This window comes from Kitasatospora papulosa (genome assembly GCF_000717245.1).
GTDB lineage: Bacteria > Actinomycetota > Actinomycetes > Streptomycetales > Streptomycetaceae > Streptomyces > Streptomyces papulosus.
In genome coordinates this window covers 293,238-312,585 of sequence record NZ_JNYQ01000012.1, presented here as the reverse complement: position 1 = coordinate 312,585, position 19,348 = coordinate 293,238, and the positions used below count along the sequence as shown (strand labels likewise).

Here is a 19,348-nt window from a genome sequence, read left to right as displayed (position 1 = left end):
CCTCTCGTTCGTCGTCACGGCCAAGGGCCTGTTCATGCCGCGGAGCCGCTGTCGGCGCCCCGGGGCCGGCAGATCTCCGCCAAGGCGGCGCGGTCGACTTTTCCGTGCGGGCTCAGCGGAATGCGCGGGATGTTGGTGAACCGGGACGGCAGCATGTTCCGCGGCAGCGTCCACAGCAGACGGGCGCGCAGGTCGTCCTCGGCGAGGTCGTTGCCCGAGGGGACGACGAACGCGTTCAGTTCGACTTCGCCTCCGTCGTCGCGGACGGCCACCACCGCCGCCTCGCGGATGCCGACCAGCCTGCCCAGAGCACGTTCGACGTCCGTGGGATCGATCCGCGTGCCCCGCACCTTGACCTGGTCGTCCATCCGGCCGGCGACGACGAGTTCACCGCTGTCGTCGATCCGGCCGCGGTCCCCCGTGCGGTACAGGCGCACCGGCTTCCCGTCCACGTCGAGGGTGGTGAACTTGGCGTTCTCGGGGCCGCCCGCGCCGAGGTAGCCCGCGCCGACGCCCGCCCCGGAGATGCAGATCTCGCCGTACAGGCCGGCCTCGACCTCGTGCATGTCGGCGTCCAGGACGTGGATGGCGGTGTTGTGGACGGGCCGGCCGACCGGGGCGATGTCGTGCTCGCCGGGCCGGTAGTGGGCCAGGTCGTAGGAGGTGGCGACGTCCGTGCACTCGGCGACACCGTACTGGTGCAGCAGGGTGCAGGTGGTGCCCGGGCGGCGGGCGAAGCGGGCGAGGCGTTCGCTCTTCAGTGCCTCCCCGCCGAACAGGATGTAGTCGAGCCGGGCGAGGGCGTCTCCCCCGCGTGCGCTCTCCCAGTCGACCAGGAGGTACAGGGTGCTGGAGGCGCAGTGCACGACGCGGATGTCGTACCGGGTGAGCATGCGGTGGGCCAGCATGACGTCGAAGTTGCGGCTGGCCATCAGGTGCTGCGTGGCACCGCAGAACAGCGGTGTCATCAGGGCACGCTGGGACAGGTCGAAGCCGAAGGCGGAGACGACCAGGTGATGGGAACCGCGGTGCAGGCCGTACTCCAGCTGCATCCAGTTCATCAGGTTGAACCAGCCCTCGTGGCGCACCGCGGTCAGCTTGGGGGTGCCGGTCGAGCCCGAGGTGAACACCGCGTAGCAGAGGTCGTCCCCGGTGACGTGGACGTCGGGGACGGTCGCCGGGAGGGTGGCGAGGTGGTCCGCCAGCTGTTCGAGGTCGATGACCTCGACTCCCCCGGACTCGACCATCGCGGCCGTCGTCGAGGAGGCCACGATCAGGGCGAGGCCCGGCACCTGCCCGAGCAACAGCCGCAGGCGGGCGGCGGGGTAGGCGGGATCCAGGGGCACGTAGGCCGCGCCGGCCTTCAGTGTGCCGAGGATGGCGACGACCATGTCGATCGAGTAGTCGAGGCAGACGCCGACCTTCGCTCCCGGGCCGTGGCCGCGTGCGGTGAGCAGGTGCGCGAACCGGTTGGCCCGCACGTCGAGCTCGGCGTACGTCACCTGCTCCCCGGACCACACGACGGCGACGGCGTCGGGAGTGGCCCGCACGTGCTCCTCGAAGCGGCGGTGGACGACAGGCGAGGGCGGAAGGGGCACTCGCTTTCCCTGAAGGATCATCAGTTGTCCCGTTGTAGAAGGGTTGGGTGGGTCAGGACCCTGGCGGCCGCGGGGTGGAGAGGTCGCCCCGGGCACACCGGACTCAGGTCTGTTCCTCTCCCCGGTGGAGCCCCTGCGTGAAGGGAAGCCCCGGCTTCCGGACCGCAGCGCGCCGAGGAGCCGGTCGGTGACCGCGGCGTCGATCCGGACCGGGCCGTCCGGGTCACTCGTGTCCGCCGGGAGCGGTCGGCCGGTGAGGGCGGGCGGGCACCGCGGCGGCCGATGCGGGCCCCGCCCGGCCTGACAGGACGTCAGGCCGGTGCGGGAGCGGCGGTCGGTCCGCCGCACGGCCTCGTGCACGCTCCGTGGCGCGGATCGGTCCGGTCGGGCCCGACGTGCTCCAGGCACCCGACGGACTCAGATGTGCTGCCGCATCGGGGTGAAGTCGACCAGGACCACCGCGCGCTCGCCGGTCTCCGGGCCTTCCCCCCGCCTGATGGGGGAGACGTAGTGGCTGACCTTCTCGTCGGTCACGCCGTAGGACTCCAGAGGCTTGGTCAGTTCGAACTCGGCCAGCGCCTCCCCCTCGGGGACGTCCTCGGGCAGCTTGCCCCGGTACTTCGGCGGCGCGATCACGTTCGAACCGCCGACGACGTTGGTGCGGTAGACCAGGTGCGCGAAGACGAAAGGTTCGCCGTCCTGATGGAGCTCGTTGGGCGAGGAGATGGCCTCGCTCCCGGAGTCGTCCACGGCCAGCTTGATCAGATGCACACCGACGTGCAGCGGGAAGGCCGCGTCGCTCTGCGACCATCGTGTCTGGGCGAAGTCGAAGGACAGGATCTCGTGGATGATCGGGTTGTTCCGGGCCGCCTCGCTCATGGCGGGCAGCTTGCGGAGCACGCCGACGTAGTCGGGGTTGTGGTCGGCCTGCCAGTAGCCGTTCATCCAGCCGCTCTCGCCGAGGTGCGTGTCGGGGATCCAGCTGAACTCCCGCGACCAGGGGAGGAAGATTCCACGGGCGTAGCGGCGGTTGCGCCCTTCCTCCGTCGCGTAGGGGTCCGGTGGCAGGTCGACGAACTCTGCGCGGAGGCTCTGGAAGGACGCGTCGGTCTCGGCTATCCCGAACTCCTCGGCCAGGTCCCAGCGGGCGAATCCGTTCTCGACGAGGGCGGGCGTCTCGGTCAGTGTCTGCATGGCTGTCCCCAAGCGGTGGTCGTGATGGGAGGGTGGTGGTGTCCGACGGTTCGGACCGTCAGACCGTGGCGGGCCGGAGCGCCGGGCGGCGGACCACCTGGCGCCGGCGCCCGCGCCGGGTGGAGAGCTCCACACGCGGGTCGTCGTCGAAGAGGTCGAGGCGGAGCAGTCGTTCCTCGCTCCAGCCGAGCAGCCGGAATTCGCCGGCGCCCAGGTGCAGCAGTTCCACGGGCGCGTGCCCTTCGGCGCGCAGGACCAGGACGTCCCCTTCGGCGGTCACTTCGGCCGGAAGATCGCTCTCGTGGTCGTCGACCACGGGTTCTCCCCACTCCATGAAGGAGAACGGCACCGCGAAGCTGCATCCGAACTCCTCGAGTTCACGGGATGTGAGCGGCAGCACGGGGCGGTAGTAGGCGATGTCGCTGGCGGGCAGGTCCGCCCGGAAGCTGTCCGGGAACAGGGCCAGCAGCTTGTCGTTGGTGGCGACGTCCGCGACGAGGTGGATCCGGGCGCGGTCCCCCGAGTTCCGCAGGGCGTGCGGTCGTTCGAAGTCGGCGTACCAGAGCGTGCCCGGCTGCCAGCGCTGCTCGACCCCGTCCAGCACCATGACTGCCCCGGGGTTGGTGACCAGCGGGATGTGCAGCCGTACGTAGCCGTAGGGGAGCCCCAGCGGGGTGTCCGAGTGCTCCTCGACGGAGACGCCGGGGGCCAGGGCCATCAGGCGGACGCTGCGCAGTTCGGTGCCCAGTTCGGACAGGATCCGACTGAGGTAGGGCGCCTTCGCCATGAGGGGCGTGTCGGCGAATCCGTCACGTCCCGGGCCACCGGGGTCGGTCCGCTGGAGGTCTCCGGCCGGCGCACGCAGGGGGAGCACCTTCCAGTCCACGTCGGATTCCTCTCCGACGGCGCCGTCCTCGAAAGACCTCTGCAACGCCCAGAATTCGGAACCACTGAGCGCCGCGAGATCCGCCTCCAACCGTTCGATATCGAGGTCGTCCCGTAGCATCACCGCGGCCGGAAGGTTTTTCAAGGAGCTTATCTCTTGCATGAATTCCTCGCTTGGATGAGCTTGGATGAGCTTTGCTTCGCTTTCCTTGCCATGGAAATCGTACTTCTCCATCGCCTCAGAAAAAGTGCCTGCGGAGGGTCAGGAGCGGCCAGGACGCTTTAGGGCACTGCCTTTTCCGTCTCGGCCGCACGAAGGGATCCATCGGATTCGGGAAAATCACGCAGTTTCCGTATCGGGCTGCACACAAGAGCGACCGTCGCCAGTGTGTACATTCCGGTCATCATCCACATCGTTTCCCGGACCCCGGACAACTCGCCCAGGACGCCGCCGAGCAGTCCTCCGACGGCGATCGCGCCGAAGCTGATCACGGCCGCGCTGGCGCTGACGCGTCCGATCAGGTCGGGTGGGCAGTACCGCTGGCGGAAGGTGTCGGTGATGATGTTCGCCGCGACCACTCCCGCGCCGACGCCGACGCCGCCGACGACGAAGAACGCAAGGCCGGCCCCCGGACCGGTGAGCGGGAAGAGCAAGGTGAAGGGGGCGGCACCGCACAGGCAGATCACCACGGCCCGCGCGCTGCCGTACCGCCGGGACACCTGGTGGGACACCAGCACACCGAGGACGCCGCCGAGGCCGCACAGCGTCAGCACCGCGCCGACCACGGCCTCGCCGGCCCCGACCGTCCGTACCAGGAAGGCCACTTCGATCGAGCTCATGCCGGTCAACGCGATGTTGGACACCGCGCTGAATACCGCGAGTGTGCGCAGAATGCGATCCCGGAAAAGGAATCTCAGGCCGTCGCGGACTTCGGTGCGCAATCGGCGCCGACGGACCTCGGGGGGCGGCGACGGGGGCGGTTCGGTGACCCGGATCGCCCGCAGGCTGATCCAGGACACCAGGAAACTGAGCGCGTTGGCCAGCAGTCCGGCGACGGCGCCGAACGCCTGGACCAGCATTCCGGCCAGACCGGGTCCGATGACCTCGGCCGTCGACTCACTGCCCTGCAACCGCGCGTTCCCGGACAGCAGTTCCGCGTCGGAGAGCAGCGTGGGCAGATAGGCACGTTGTGCGGTGGTGAAGAAGACGCTCGCGCAGCCGCAGATGAAAGCGGCCGCGAGCAGATGCGGAATGGTGAGTACGTGTGCCCAGGCCGCTATCGGAACGCTGACGAAGGCGACGAAGGAAACGGCGTCGGAGACCAGCATCACCGGTCGGCGGGGAAGGCGGTCCACCCAGGCGCCCGCGGGCAGACCGAGCAGCAGCCACGGCAGATAGGCGACGGATGTCAGCAGCCCGACGACGAAGGTGCCCGCGTGCAGGGTGAGGACGGCGACGAACGGCAGTGCCACCACGGCGATCCCGTTGCCGAGCAGACTCACGGTCTCCCCGAACCAGAACAACCGGAAGTCCCGCCCCTTCACCGTGCCGTGGCCGGCCGTGCCGCTCACCGCTCCACCGCCGAGGCCCGAGGGGTGTCCAGCAGGGCGAGCTTTTGAGCGACGACGGCGCCGATGCGCGACATCGGCTCCGCCTGGGCGATCTCACCGTGGGCGCAGTCGACGTCGTGCACCTCGAGCGTTCCGGTCACGTGACCGCGCCATGATTCCGGTGCGGGGGCGTCCGCGGGCCTCCCCTCCGTGGCGGACACGAACACCATGTCCCCCCGGTACGTCCGGGGGCGGAGTTCCTGGTAGATGCGGTCGTTGTCCACGAACACCCGGGACAGCGCGGCGGCTTCCTCACGCGTCAGCCATTCGAGCGTGCTGCCGGGCCGGCGGACCGTCCGTTCGTATGCGTCGAAGCCGAGCGGTTCCCCGCCGCCTTCGGGAAGGTCGTACCCCAGGGAGTCGAGGAGTTCGGTGAACGTCTCGGGACTGCCGTCCTCGAGCGGCCGGTAGCCGGGCACCGAGTCGGGCGGATAGCCGTCCAGCAGTACGAGCAGGTCGACCTCGTCCCCGTCGGCCTGGAGGTCGGTGGCCACGAGGTGGGCGAGTACGGCGCCGAAGGACCATCCGATCAGCCGGTAGGGCCCTCGGGGCTGGACGGACCGGATTTGCTTGACGTAGTCCTCGACCATCCCGCGCCAGGCTCCGCCGTATGCCTTCGCTTCGGTGAGGCCCCTGGCCTGGAGGCCGTACACCGGATAGCCGGCGTCGATGTGGCCGAGCAGGCCCGCGTAGCCCCAGCTGATCCCGGCGGCCGGGTGCAGACAGAACAGCGCGGGACGGTCGCCTCCTGTCCGCAGGGGCAGCAGGGGCGCCAGCGGATCGTGCCGTGCGCCCGCACCCAGCCGGTCCGCCAGGTCGGCGGCGGTGGGCGCCTGGAACAGGTCCACGAGGGTGAGCCGGCCGCCCAGCACCGCCCGTACTCGCGAGAGCAGCCTGACGGCCAGCAGTGAGTGTCCGCCCAGTTCGAAGAAGTTCTCCTCGGCTCCGACCCGGCTGAGCCCCAGGACCTGCGCGAACAGATCGCAGAGCACCTCCTCGTAGGGTCCGCGCGGACCACGTGAGGCCGGACGGCGCGCGAAGTCCGGGGGCGGCAGCGCGCTCCGGTCGAGCTTCCCGTTGGGCGTCATCGGCAGCCGGTCGATCGGCTGGAAGAACGACGGGATCATGTGGTCGGGCAGGACCGAGGCCAGCCGGTTGCGCAGCTCGCGGGGGTCGAACCCGTGGTCCGCGGCCGACTGTACGTAGCCCACGAGCCGTTTGCCGCCCACCGTGTCCTCGCGCACCGCCGCGGCGGCCTGCGCCACCCCGGGGCAGCCGGCCAGCGCGGTCTCCACCTCGCCGAGCTCGATCCGGAAGCCCCTCACCTTGACCTGGTCGTCGACGCGGCCCAGATAGTCCAGCCTGCCCTGGCGGTCCCAGCGGACGAGGTCACCGGTGCGGTACATACGGGTGCCCGTCTCCCCCTCCGCCGCGTAAGGGCACGCAACGAACCGTTCGGCGGTCGCGGCCGGGCGATTCAGATAGCCGCGGGCGACACCGGGGCCGGTCACGTACAGCTCGCCCGGCACACCCGGCGCGACGGGTCGCAACCGCTCGTCGAGCACGAAGACCCTGGTGTTCCCGATCGGCCTGCCGATCAGCGGGTGAGGGCTGTCCGCGGCGTCCCACCACAGCGCGTCCAGGGTGCACTCCGTGGGGCCGTAGAGGTTGAGGCAGAGCGTGCCGGACGCCTCCCGAATGCGCGTCCACAGCGACTGCCCGGCGGCTTCCCCGCCGAGCAGCAGGACCAGCGGCGCCCCTGTCCCGGACAGCAGGCCCTCGTCGAGCAGATGCTCCGCGTAGGTGGGGGTGACGTCGAGGACGTCGATCCCGACGGCCCGGACGTAGTCGGTCAGCGCGACGGCGTCGCGCCGGACGTCGTCGCGGACGACATGGAGTTCATGACCCGCCAGCATCCAGAACAGCGCCTCCCACGAGGTGTCGAACGACAGCGAGGCGGTGACGGCGGACCTCAGCGGCCGGCCTGCCGCGGCCTCGGTGCGCGCGATCAGGCCAGCGCGGTGGAAGGCGTACAGGTTGCTCAGGGCCGCGTGCGGCGTCACCACCCCCTTGGGCCGGCCGGTGGATCCGGAGGTGTAGATGACGTACGCGGCGCTGTCCGGCCGTACGCGGCAGTTCAGGTCGGCCACGGGGCCGGACGGGGTGCCGATCCGGTCGGCGAACACCGCGGGCAGCTGCCCGAACCCGTGCGCCGCCGCCGTCGCGGTGTCCGTGACGACGGCGAGCGGTGCGGCGTCGCGCAGCATGTGCTCGATGCGGTCCGGCGGGTATTCGAGGTCGACGTGCAGGTAGGCCGCACCCGTCTTCAGTACCGCCAGCATCGCGACGACGGACTCGGCCGACCGGGGCAGGGCCAGGGCGACCAGCCGCTCCGCCCCGGCCCCCAGATCCCGCAGACGGCGTGCGAGCACGTTGGCGCGGGAGTTGAGTTCGGCGAACGTGAGCCTCGTGTTCCCGCAGACCACCGCGGTCGCCCGCGGTGTGCGCGCGGCCTGCGCCTCGAACAGCTCCGGCACGGAGGTCCGGGACACGGGCAGGGCGGTGTCGTTCCACGCGACGAGGGCCTGGTGCCGGTGCTCGGCGGAGAGAGGGTCGGCATCGCCGACGGGGCGTCGGGGGGCGGACACGAGTTGCCGCATCAGCCGGGGCAGGGCATCGGCGATGTGGTCGACCGTGGCCCGGTCGAACAGGGCGGTCGCGTATTCGAGGGAACCGTCGATGCCGGCTGCTTCCCCGTCTGCCGTGCGGTGCTCCCGGAAGTCGAAGGACAGGTCGAACTTCGCGACTTCCCAGTCCAGTGGCTCCTCGGCACAGGTCAGGCCCGGCAACGAGAAGGTCTCAGCCTCTCCCGCGGACAGGGTGAGCATGACCTGGAAGAGCGGATGCCGTGCCAGTGACCGTTCCGGGTTCAGATCCTCGACCAGCCGCTCGAAAGGTACGTCCTGGTGGTCCAGGGCGGCGACATCGGCGTCCCGCACCCGGTGGAGCAGCTCGCCGAAGGTCGGATCGCCGGACACGTCGCTGCGCAGGACCAGGGTGTTCACGAAGAATCCGACGACGCCTTCCAGCGCGTCGTCCAGACGCCCCGCCACCGCGGTGCCGAGGGGAATGTCCGTGCCGGCCCCCAGCCGGGACAACAGCACCGCGATCCCGGCCTGGAGCACCATGAAGGTGGTGCATCCGTGGTCGGCGGCGACCGCGAGCAGGCGACGGTGCAGATCGCCGTCGAGCTTCATCGGTACGCAGTCGCCGCGGTGGTCGGCCGTCGCGGGGCGCGACCGGTCGAACGGCAGGTCCAGCTCGGCAGGCAGCCCGGCCAGCTGCTCCCTCCAGAAGGACAGCTGTGCGGAGAGCAGGCTCGCCGGATCGTCCTCCTCCCCCAGCAGGTCACGCTGCCATACGGCGTAGTCCCGGTAGGTCACCGGAATCGGCTCCCACCGCGGTGGCCCGCCCGCGGCCCTGGCGCGGTACGCCGTGGCCAGGTCGGTGAGCAGGGGCTGCCAGGACCCCTCGTCGCAGGCGATGTGATGGAGCACCAGCGCCAGCACGTGTTCCCGCGGGGCCGGCGCGAACAGCGTGGCCCGGACCGGGAGGTCGGCCGTGAGGTCGAAGCCGCGGTCGACGGCGGCGGACAGCATGGCGGCGAGCCCGTCCTCCTGGCACGTGACCACCTCGAGCTCGGGTGGCCGGGCGGACACATGCTGCACGGGTTCGCCCTGGACAGCGGGGTACACCGTGCGCAGCACTTCGTGCCGGTCTGCCAGGTCGACGAGCGCCGCGGCCAGGGCGGCGCGGTCCAGGTCGCCTCTCATCCGGACGACGAGCGGGCAGTTGTAGACCCCCGAACCGCCGTTCACGCGGTTCAGGAACCACAGCCTTCGCTGGGCGTAGGACACGGGGGCCACGGAAACTCCTCAGGAAACAGGGCCGGTCGGGGCGAAAGTGGTCTCAGCGATCCGGCTCGGTAGGGACTGCCAGATCTCGGGGGTGTAGAAGTGGCCGCCGCCGAGCACGTCGTACCGGTAGGCGCCGGACGTCAGGGCGTTCCATCGGACGGCCGCGTCGCTGCTGATCAGCGGATCGTCGGCACCGAGGAACACCTGGAGCGGCACGCTGACCTCGGCGCCGCGGTAGACGAAGGTGTTGCGGACGTCGACGTCGGCCCGCATCAGCTCCAGTGCCACCTCGGTCAGGCCGGCGTGTTCACGCACGTGCCGGGGCAGCAGGCCGTGGGTCTCGAGCCACTCCAGGAGTCGCTCGTCCGGGTCCTGGGGTGTGGGAAGGAGCTCGCTCTCGGTCAGGCCGCGGTCCGGGGCGTTGCAGGAGGACAGGACCAGTGCTCGGGGCCTCCGCGCCTCGTCGCCGTCGAGCCGGGAGGCCACGTCGAAGGCCATCCAGCCGCTCATGCTGTGCCCGAAGAGGATGTACGGGCCGAGATCGGCTTCGCGCAGGGATCGTGCGACGTCGGTGGCCAGTTCGTCCCAGTCACGGGCGAAGTCCTCGGCGAACCGTCCCTCCCTGCCGGGGTAGCAGACCACGACCAGGTCCGTGTCCGCGGGCATGTGTCCGGTCCACGGCTGGTAGGCGGCCGTACCGCCGCCGAAGAAGCTCAGGCCGACCAGGGTCCGCCGGGCGTTCGGCGTCCGGTGGAGGGGCACCAGCGTGGTGTCCTGTGGGCCGCTCACCGCGACGTCCCGGTGGACGTCGGCCCGCGGTCGGCGGTCCCTTTCGCGGCCGGCTGCGGGCCCTCGTCCATCGCGGCCGCGAGACCGGCCGGCCGCATGTCCGTCCAGTTCCTCTCGACATGGGCCAGGCACGCGGTCCGCGTGTCGGCTCCGAAGACGGTGGACCAGCCGACGGGCACGTCGATGGCCGCGGGCCACAGGGAGTGCTGCCGCTCCGCGTTGGCCAGGACGAGGTAGGAGCCGTCTTCGGCGTCGAACGGATTGTTCACGGAATTGTCCTTTCGAGGTGGTCAGGTCAGGGGTGATCGCGCCGGGCCGCGGAGATCGGCCGGGCTCGGGGTGACGTGGTGTCGGAGACGGGTGCGGAGCGGGCCCGCCGATGGTCAGAGCCAGCCGCGCCGGGCGGCCTTGACCCCGGCCTCGAAGCGGCTGCGGGCACCGAGGCGCTCCATCAGGACCGCCATCATGCGTCGCGCGGTCCGGTGCGAGACATGCAGCTGACCCGCGGCGGCCGCGTCGGTGCACCCCTCGGCGACCAGTCTGAGCAGCGCCCGTTCCTTGCCGTTCGGGATGTCGTCCGCCGGCAGCCGCCCGGGGTCCAGCGGTGCGGCCGACGACCAGGTCTGTTCGAAGAGCACGACCAGCGGGGCGACGAGGCCGGGGTCGGCGACCTGGAGCGCGCCCGCCGCGGTGTTCCGCGGATCGAGGGGTACCAGGGCGACCGATCCGTCGAACACGATCATCTCGGGCAGCGGCGTCGCGCAGCCGCGGAACCGGCCTCCGTTGCCGGTCAGCCACCGCACGTGCGCCAGGGTCGCGGCGTCGTAGGAGTCGGTGTCCGTGCCGACGGCCCGGATCGACACCGCGCGGCTCAGCAGCGCCGCGTCGTTGCGGCGCGCCGCGGAGAGTTCCGGAGTCGACCGCGCGCCACCGGGAACGAACGCCAGCACCTCGCGGACGGCCTCTCCCGCCAGCCGGTCGACCCTGCGCTGCACCTCGTCCATCCCCAGGAGCCGCTCGACCTGCTCACCTCTGCCCGGCCGGCCGGAGGCGTCGGACATGAGCAGCCGGACGACCTCGGCATGGGTCTCGGCCAGGCGCCTCTGCCGACGCACGAGCTCCTCGTGCTGGCCGGCCAGCGACTCCTGGAGGCTCAGGATCGGGTCCACCGCCGTGAATCCGTCGGGCACCTCGAAGGAAGGACGGACCAGGCCGAGTTCGAGCAGCCGGTCGAGGCATTCACGGACCAGACCGGGGGCGGCCGCGAGCCGGTCGGCGATCTCCTCGGCGGCCGGCGGCGGCGACGCGCTCAGCTCCCGGTACACCGCTTCCTCCATCAGTTCCAGTCCGAACGTGGTGAGCATCAGGTCCGTCTCCCAGGTATGTCGGTGAACGTTCCACGGTCAGTGGGCATCGGCGGGACGCAGCGCCGGCCTGGCGGGCCGGGCCTCCGCCAGATAGGCGGCGACCCCGGCGGCGGTCGGGGCCCGGAAGAGTTCGCGGACCGGCAGCTCCAGCCCCAGGGCCGAACGCACCCGGGAGATCAACTGGATCGCCAGCAGCGAGTGGCCGCCCAGGGCGAAGAAGTTGTCGTCGAGGCCGACCGAATCCCGGCCGAGCACCTGGGCGAACAGCTCGCCGAGCACCTCCTCGTGCGCCGTACGCGGGACAGTGGCGGCCGGCGCCGCGCCGGGCGCCGAAGCCGGGCCCACGGCGACGTCGCCGGACCGCCGGTCCTGGACGGGTGGTACGTCGAGGTCGGCGACCGTCCGTTCGGGGTCCCGGGCCACCTGCGTCAGTACGTGGCGCAGGCCGTCGGCGAGCCGCTCGCCCGTCGAGGCGTCGAACAGCACGGTCGCGTACGTCAGAGCCCCGTCCAGTCCGGCCGGTGCTCCGTCCTTGTCGAGCCGCTCCTCCACGTCGAGGACCAGGTCGAACTTCGCGGTGGCCGACGGGATGTGGTGTTCGGCGGCCCGCAGGCCGGGGAATCGCGGACCGGCAGCCGCGTGCTGGAGCTGCACCATGACCTGGAAGAGGGGGTGGCGGCCGAGCGAGCGCGGTGGATTCACCTCTTCGACCAGCCGCTCGAACGGGACGTCCTGGTGCTCGTAGGCCCCGAGGTCGGTGGCCCGGACCCGACGGAGCAGCTCCGCGAAACTCGGGTTCGCCGAGACGTCGGTCCGCAGGACCACCGTGTTGACGAAGAAACCGACGACCTCGTCGAGCGCGTCGTCCGTCCGGCCGGCGACCGGGGTGCCGATCGGGATGTCCGTGCCCGCGCCCAGCCTGCTGAGCAGGGCGGCGAATCCGGCCTGGAGCACCATGAACAACGTGCAGCCGTGCTCCTTGGCGAGCGCGAGCAGGTGTCGATGGAGTTCGGGACCCCACGCGACCTCCGCCGATCCGCCCGCGTAGTCGCTGGTCCCGGGCCGGGGCCGATCCGTCGGCAGGGCCAGTTCCACCGGCAGATCGGCCAGCTGGGCCCGCCAATGGTTCAACTGCCGGGACAGCAGGCTGTCCGCGTCGTCCTCGGTACCCAGCAGGTCCCGCTGCCACAACGCGTAGTCGGCGTACTGCACCGGCAGCTCGTCCCACTGCGGGGCGTCGCCCAGCACGCGGGCGGCGTAGGCGGCGGAAAGGTCGCGCATGAGCGGTCCGAGCGACCAGCCGTCGCAGATGATGTGGTGGAACACCAGCAGCAGGACGTGGTCCTCCTGGCCCGTCGTGAACAGGTGGGCGGCAGCCGGAGGTTGTGCGGCCAGATCGAAGGGGTGGTCCGCGGCCGCGCGGATCGCCTCCTCGACCTCGGCCTCGGGCACCTCGCGGTGGACCAGTTCCGGCGGGACCCCGCCGGGCGCCGACACCGACTGCACCGGCCGGCCGTCCCGGTCGGCGAAGAGCGTCCGCAGGCTCTCGTGCCGGTCCGTGACATCGGACCACGCCTGTCCGAGCGCCTCCCGGTCCAGCGGGCCGGTCAGGCGCAGAGCGACAGGGAGGTTGTAGCTGGTGCCTGTTTCCTCCCACTGGTCGAGGAACCAGAGCCGCTGCTGGGCGTAGGACAGCGGCAGGACGTCCGGGCGCGTTCCCGCGCGGAGCACCGGCCTGCCGGGGAGCACGTCGCCGAGGCTGTCCGCCAGCCCGGCCACGGTCGGTGTGCTGAACAGCAGACGGGCGGGCAGTTCCACGCCCAGCACGGAGCGTGCCCTGCTGCTCAGCCGCACGGCCAGCAGGGAGTGGCCGCCGAGATCGAAGAAGCTGTCGTCGATGCCCACCGTGTCACGGCCGAGCACTGCCGCGAACAGCCCGCACAGAAGCTCCTCGCGGAGGTTGCGGGGTGCGCGCCGGGCCTCGGTCGGGTAGACCGGTGCGGGCAGCGCGGCGCTGTCGAGTTTTCCGTTCGGGGTGAGCGGCAGTTCGTCGATCACCACGATCGCGGCGGGCACCATGTAGTCCGGCAGGTTCTGCCGGGCGAACTCGCGCAGTCGTCGCGCGTCGAGTGCGGTGTCCCGGGCGAGCACGTATCCGACGAGCCGGCTGTCGCCCGGCCGGTCCTCGCGCAGGACCGCCACCGCGTGCGCGACGCCCTCGTGGCGGGCCAGTGCCGCCTCGACCTCGCCGAGCTCGACACGGAAACCCCGGATCTTCACCTGGTCGTCGGCCCGGCCGAGGAACTCCAGCGCGCCTTCGTCGGTCCACCGGACCAGGTCGCCCGTGCGGTACATGCGCTGTCCCGCCCTGAACGGGTTCGCGACGAACCGTTCCGCGGTCAGGGCGGGACGGTTCATGTAGCCCCGGGCCAACTGGGCTCCCGCGACGTACAGTTCACCGATCACCTTCGGGGGGACGAGACGCAGGTCCTGGTCGAGGACGAAGACGTCCACCCCGGGGATCGGGCGGCCGACAAGGGGCCGGTCGCTCTCCTCCGACGTCCAGAAGAGGGAGTCCACCGTGGTCTCCGTCTGTCCGTAGATGTTGTAGACGGTGATCCCCTCGGCCTCCCGGATCCGTGTCCACAGCTTCTCCCCCACCGTTTCCGCACCGGTCATCAGCACCGCGGGCGGCGTTCCGGCCGGGTCGAGCATGCCCTGCTGGATCAGCTCCTCGGCGTAGCTGGGCATCACGTCGAGAGCGTCGATGCCGCAACGCTCCATGTACCGGGCCATGGCGGCGGGGTCACGGCGGGTGTCGTCGCCGATCAGGTGGAGTTCGTGGCCGGACGCCTGCCACAGCAGACCGACGACCGAGGTGTCGAAGGAGAGGGACGCGGTCAGCGCCATCCGGCAGCGCCGCGGGCCGCGGGTGCGCTCGGCGGTGGCGATGACCTCTTCGCGGTAGAAGGCCAGCAGGTTGGCCAGCCCGCCGTGCGTCACCATCACCCCCTTGGGCACGCCGGTCGATCCCGAGGTGTACACGACGTATGCCGGATGGTCCGCGGCGAGCGCGATCTCGAGGTCCTCGGCCGATTCGCCGTCGAGGGCGGGGCTGTCGACGAGCACCGGTTCGCGCACGGGCAGCGATGCGGCGGACTCTCCGTCGGTGACGACCAGCGCGGCGGCGGAGTCCTCCAGGAGGTGGGCGATCCGCCGCGCCGGGTACGCCAGGTCGACGAAGAGGAACGCGGCGCCCGCCTTCAGCACCGCAAGGAGCGCGACCACCAGGTCCGTGGACCTGGGCAGGGCCACGGCCACCACTCGGTCCGGGCCGGCCCCCCGGCGCACGAGGTGGCGGGCGAGCCGGGTGGCGCGGGCGTCGACCTCGGCGTAGGTCAGCACGGTGTCCTCGAAGACCAGCGCCCTCGCGTCCGGCGTGCGGGCCACCTGCTGCCGGAACGCTTCGGGCAGGAACACGGGCCGCGGGGCGAGCGCGGGCACGGGACCCGCGGCGAGGAAGCGGCGGCGTTCCCCGTCCGAGAGCACGTCGACGGCGCCGACAGGCCGTTCCGGCTCGGCGAGCACCTGTTCCAGCAGTCGTCGCAACCGCGTCACGAGCTGTTCGGCGGTGGTCCGGTCGAAGAGTTCCTCGGCGTACTCCAGATAGCCGGTCAGCCCGGCCGGCGCGCCTCGGTCGTCGCGTCCGTCCACGAGTTCAAGACTGAGGTCGAACTTGGCGACGTCCCAGCTCACCGGGGCCGGCTCGGCCTCGAGCCCGGCGAAGTCCGGGGTGGTGGTGTCGGCCGGCTGTACCTGGATCATGACCTGGAACAGGGGGTTCTGGGACAGCGACCGCTCGGGCCGCAGAACTTCGACGATCCGCTCGAAGGGGACGTCCTGGTGGGCGAACGCCTCCAGATCGGTGTCCCGGACCCGTCGCAGCAGTTCGGCGAACCCGGGATCGCCGGCGGTGTCGGTGCGCAGCACCAGCGTGTTGACGAAGAACCCGACCATGTCGTCGAGCGCGCTGTCCGACCGGCCGGCCACCGGGGTGCCGAAGGGGATGTCGGTGCCCGCGCCCATCCGGGTCAGCAGCGCCGCGAACCCCGCCTGCAGCACCATGAACAGCGTGCAGCCCGCGGACCGGGCGAGTTCGAGCAGCCTGCTGTGCAGCTCGGGCTCCCAGTGGACGGCGACGGTCCCGCCGGACTGCGTCGGCACCGCGGGGCGCGGCCTGTCGGCCGGCAAGGTCAGCTCTGCCGGCAGATCGGCCAGATGGTCACGCCAGTAGTCGATCTGTCGTGCCATCAGGCTGGTGGTGTCCTCGGCGTCACCGAGGAGCTCTCGTTGCCACAGTGTGTAGTCGGCGTAGCGCACGGGCTGGGGCGGCCATTCCGGCGCGCTCCCGGCGCGTCGGGCGGTGTACGCAAGACCGAGGTCCCTCAGCAGTGGACGCAGGGACCAGCCGTCGGCCGCGATGTGCTGGACGACCAGCAGCAGCACGTGCTCCTGCGGGGCCGACGCGAAGAGTGTGACCCGGACGGGCGCATGCGCGGTGAGGTCGAACCGGTGGCGCACCCGCTCCGCCATGGCGTCGGCGAGGTCCGGCGGCGCCACCTCGACGACCTCGATCGCGGGAACCGAGTCCAGGCCGACCGGGTGCGGTTCACCGCCTTCCTCGGGGAAGACCGTGCGCAGGCTCTCGTGCCGCCGCGCCACGTCGGCGAGCGCCTCGGCCAGGGCGTCCCTGTCCAGGACGCCGGTGAGACGGACGGCGACGGGGACGTTGTAGGTTCCTTGGTCGCGCTCCATCCGGTTCAGGAACCACAGACGCCGCTGGGCGTAGGACAGCGGTACGGGCTCCGCCCCCGTCCGGGCGGTCAGCGCGGGGCGTGCGGCTCCGGTCAGCCTGGCCAGTCCGGCCACCGTGGGTTCGGCGAACAGATCCCGGATCTCGAACCCCTCACCCAGGACCGACCGGATGCGGGAGAGCAAGCGCAGCGCCAGGAGGGAGTGTCCTCCCAGGTCGAAGAAGTGGTCGTCGATTCCCACGCGGGGCACCCCGAGCACTTCCGCGAAGAGTTCGCACAGGATCTCCTCACGCGGACTCCGCGGCTCCCGCACGGTGTGCGCGGCCCGGTCAGGCTCCGGCAGCGCGGCCCGGTCGAGTTTCCCGTTCGTCGTGGTCGGCATGGCCCCGACCAGGACCACCGCGGCGGGGACCATGTAGTCGGGCAGGCTGTCCGCCATGAACCGGCGCAGTTCCCGGTCCGTGAGGCCCGGCGCCCGCGGCACGGCATACGCCACCAGGCGCTGGTCGCCCGGCCGGTCCTCCCTGAGGACGACCGCCGCCTGCACCACCGCGGGGTGGCCGGCCAGCACCGCCTCGATCTCGCCGGGCTCCACACGGAAGCCGCGGATCTTCACCTGTGCGTCCGCGCGGCCGACGTACTCCAGTTCCCCGCCCGGGGTCCACCGGGCCAGGTCACCCGTCCGGTACATGCGCTCCCCCGCCGCGAACGGGCAGGCCACGAACCTCTCGGCGGTCAAGGCGGGGCGCCCGGTGTATCCCCGGGCGAGCTGGACCCCGCCCAGGTACAGCTCGCCCACCACTCCCGGCGGCACCGGTCGCAGCCCGCCGTCCAGCACGTATGCCGACACGTTGGCCAGCGGCCGGCCGATCGGCACCGTACTTCCCTCGTCGCCGCGGTGGCACTGCCAGGAGGTCACGTCGACCGCGGCCTCGGTCGGTCCGTAGAGGTTGTGCAGTTCGCAGGAGCCGAGTGTGTCGAAGAGTTCGCGCCGTGTCTCCGCGGCCAGGGCCTCTCCGCTGGAGATGATCCGGCGCAGGCCCGTGCAGCCGGCCGCGCCGGGCTCCCGGAGGAACGCCTGCAGCATCGAGGGCACGAAGTGCGTGACGGTCACCGATTCGCGCTGGATGAGCTCGGCCAGGTAGGCGGGATCGCGGTGTCCGCCGGGCTTCGCCAGTACCAGGGTCGCCCCGGAGATCAGGGGCCAGAAGAACTCCCACACCGATACGTCGAAACCGGCCGGGGTCTTCTGCAGGACCCGGTCGGCACCGGTGAGCCGGTATTCCGCCTGCATCCACAGCAGCCGGTTGACGATGGCGGCGTGCGGGACGACGACCCCCTTGGGCCGTCCGGTCGATCCGGAGGTGAAGATGACGTAGGCGGAGTGCGCCGGGAGCGGTGGCACCGGCCGGGCGGAGACCGGGGCGATCGGCTCGTCGAGCAACAGCTTCGGCGTGGGGCCGGGAAGGGCTCCGGCGTTCTCGGAGTCCGTGAGCGCGAGGATCGGCCCGGCGTCCGCGACCATGGCGGCGATCCGCCCGGCGGGGTGGTCCAGATCCACCGGAAGGTAGGCCGCGCCCGCTCTGACGACGGCGAGGATCGCGACCACCAACTCGACCGAGCGGGGCAGCGCCACGGCCACGACCCGGTCGGGGCCGGCGCCTCGGTGGGCGAGCTGGGCCGCCAGCAGCTCCACACGCCGGTCCAGCTCGGCGTAGCTCAGTCGCTCGTCGGACGCCACCAGGGCCGTTGCCTCCGGTGTGCGCCGGACCTGTTCCGACCACAGGTCGGCGAGCGTGACCTCGGGCAGTTCGACCGCGGTGGCGTTCCACGTGCGCACGACCCAGTCGTGCTGCTCGGGCGACAGCAGGGTGAGCGCGGAGAGCGGTCGGTCCGGGTTCTCCGCCACCTGCTCGAGGAGCAGCACCAGCCGGTCGGCGAGCTCGGCCGCCCGGTCCGCGGTGAAGAGGTCCGGGCGGTAGTGCAGGCGCAGCGCGAGCCGCTCGCCCGGTTCGACGGCGAGGGTCAGCGGATAGTGCGCGCTGTCCCGGAAGGTGACGCCCACCTCCAGTTCACCGTCGGGTGAGTCGACCTTGTAGTCGTGCATGGGGAAGTTGTCGAAGACCACATTGGTGTCGAAGAGCGCGGTGGGGAGCCCGGTCACACGCTGGATCTCGGTCAGACCGAGGTGGTCGTGGTCGAGCGACGCGGCGCGCCCCGCCTGGATCTGCTCGAACAGCGCGCTCAGCGAGGCCGCCGGGTCCAGCCGTACCCGTACCGGCACGGTGTTGATGAGCATGCCGATCATCGAGTCCGCGCCGGCCAGCTCGGCCGGACGGCCGCTGACCGTCGAGCCGAACACCACGTCGTCGCGTCCGGTGAGCGAGCCGACCAGGATGGCCCAGATCCCCTGGCACACCGTGTTGAGCAGGACGTGGTTGCTGCGGGCGTACGCGGTCAGCAGCGCGGTGGTCTCCGACGGGAGCAGCACCGCGACCTCCTCGGGCGGCGGACCGCTCGGGGAATCGGCGGAGGCGACGAACGTGGGCTCGCTGACCCCTTCCAGGGCCATCGCCCAGTGCCGCTCCGCGCCGACCCGGTCCTGTCGCGCCACCCATGCCAGGTAGTCCCGGTACGGGCGCACCGGCGGCAGGCCGGCGGTGCCGCCCGCTCGGGAGTACACCGCGAACAGCTCCTGGAACAGCAGGGCGAATGACCAGCCGTCCAGGAGGAGGTGGTGGGCCGTCACGAGCAGCCGGTGGCGGCGGTCGGTGCGCCGGACGAGGGTGAACCTGATCAGCGACGATCCGCCGACGTCGATGCCCCGGGCCCAGTCCTGCTCGGTCAGTTCGGCGATCCGTTCCGGTGTGTCGTCCTGCCCGGTCTCGATCTCCCGCCAGTCCAGCTGGACATCGCGGCGGACCACCCGTATCGGTTCGCCCGTCTTCCGGTACCGGAATCCGGACCGCAGGGTCGCATGGCGCCGCATCACGGTCTCCGCGGCGGCCCTCAGGAGCGCGGAATCCACCGGCCCGTCGAGATCCACGGCGAATTGTGCGAGGTAGGGGCTGTGCTTCTGCCGGTCGAACAGCGCGTGAAAGAGAAGGCCTTCCTGCAAGGGTGACAGGGGAAGGATGTCCTCGACCGCCGATTGGTTCATCTTCAGTGTCAAC

9 protein-coding genes are annotated in these 19,348 nt (G+C 71.3%); all 9 read right to left on the bottom strand.

The window, feature by feature from the left end:
• Positions 1-32: 32 nt before the first annotated feature.
• The 9 genes from IA22_RS0127025 to IA22_RS0126985 all read right to left on the bottom strand — a co-directional run bounded on the left by IA22_RS0127025 (position 33) and on the right by IA22_RS0126985 (position 19,335).
• On the bottom strand, positions 33-1,598 hold the full coding sequence (locus tag IA22_RS0127025) for an amino acid adenylation domain-containing protein (protein ID WP_319714248.1): 1,566 nt from the start codon (positions 1,596-1,598) through the stop codon (positions 33-35).
• Positions 1,599-2,015: 417 nt separating this feature from the next.
• Positions 2,016-2,792 carry a 2OG-Fe dioxygenase family protein gene (locus tag IA22_RS0127020; RefSeq protein ID WP_030125126.1) on the bottom strand — a complete coding sequence of 259 codons (777 nt, stop codon included), beginning with the start codon at positions 2,790-2,792 and terminating at the stop codon, positions 2,016-2,018.
• 58 nt (positions 2,793-2,850) lie between these two features.
• Positions 2,851-3,798: an aspartyl/asparaginyl beta-hydroxylase domain-containing protein gene (locus IA22_RS0127015; protein ID WP_037829384.1), complete on the bottom strand. Its 948-nt coding sequence runs from the start codon at positions 3,796-3,798 to the stop codon at positions 2,851-2,853.
• Positions 3,799-3,959: 161 nt separating this feature from the next.
• Positions 3,960-5,249, bottom strand: a complete 1,290-nt coding sequence (locus tag IA22_RS0127010) for an MFS transporter (RefSeq protein ID WP_081889894.1) — start codon at positions 5,247-5,249, stop codon at positions 3,960-3,962.
• A complete protein-coding gene (locus tag IA22_RS0127005; protein ID WP_030125123.1) occupies positions 5,246-9,214 on the bottom strand; it encodes a non-ribosomal peptide synthetase in 3,969 nt (1,322 codons plus the stop codon). Before IA22_RS0127005 ends, IA22_RS0127010 begins: the two co-directional genes overlap by 4 nt.
• Positions 9,215-9,223: 9 nt before the next feature.
• The gene (locus tag IA22_RS0127000; RefSeq protein WP_030125122.1) at positions 9,224-9,994 is read right to left on the bottom strand and encodes a thioesterase II family protein; all 771 of its coding nucleotides are present in this window, start codon (positions 9,992-9,994) and stop codon (positions 9,224-9,226) included.
• Complete coding sequence (locus IA22_RS0126995; RefSeq protein ID WP_030125121.1) at positions 9,991-10,263, bottom strand: MbtH family protein; 273 nt, start codon at positions 10,261-10,263, stop codon at positions 9,991-9,993. Before IA22_RS0126995 ends, IA22_RS0127000 begins: the two co-directional genes overlap by 4 nt.
• Positions 10,264-10,377: 114 nt before the next feature.
• A complete protein-coding gene (locus tag IA22_RS0126990) occupies positions 10,378-11,358 on the bottom strand; it encodes a helix-turn-helix transcriptional regulator (protein ID WP_030125120.1) in 981 nt (326 codons plus the stop codon).
• Positions 11,359-11,397: 39 nt separating this feature from the next.
• On the bottom strand, positions 11,398-19,335 hold the full coding sequence (locus IA22_RS0126985) for an amino acid adenylation domain-containing protein (RefSeq protein WP_030125119.1): 7,938 nt from the start codon (positions 19,333-19,335) through the stop codon (positions 11,398-11,400).
• Positions 19,336-19,348 lie beyond the last annotated feature (13 nt).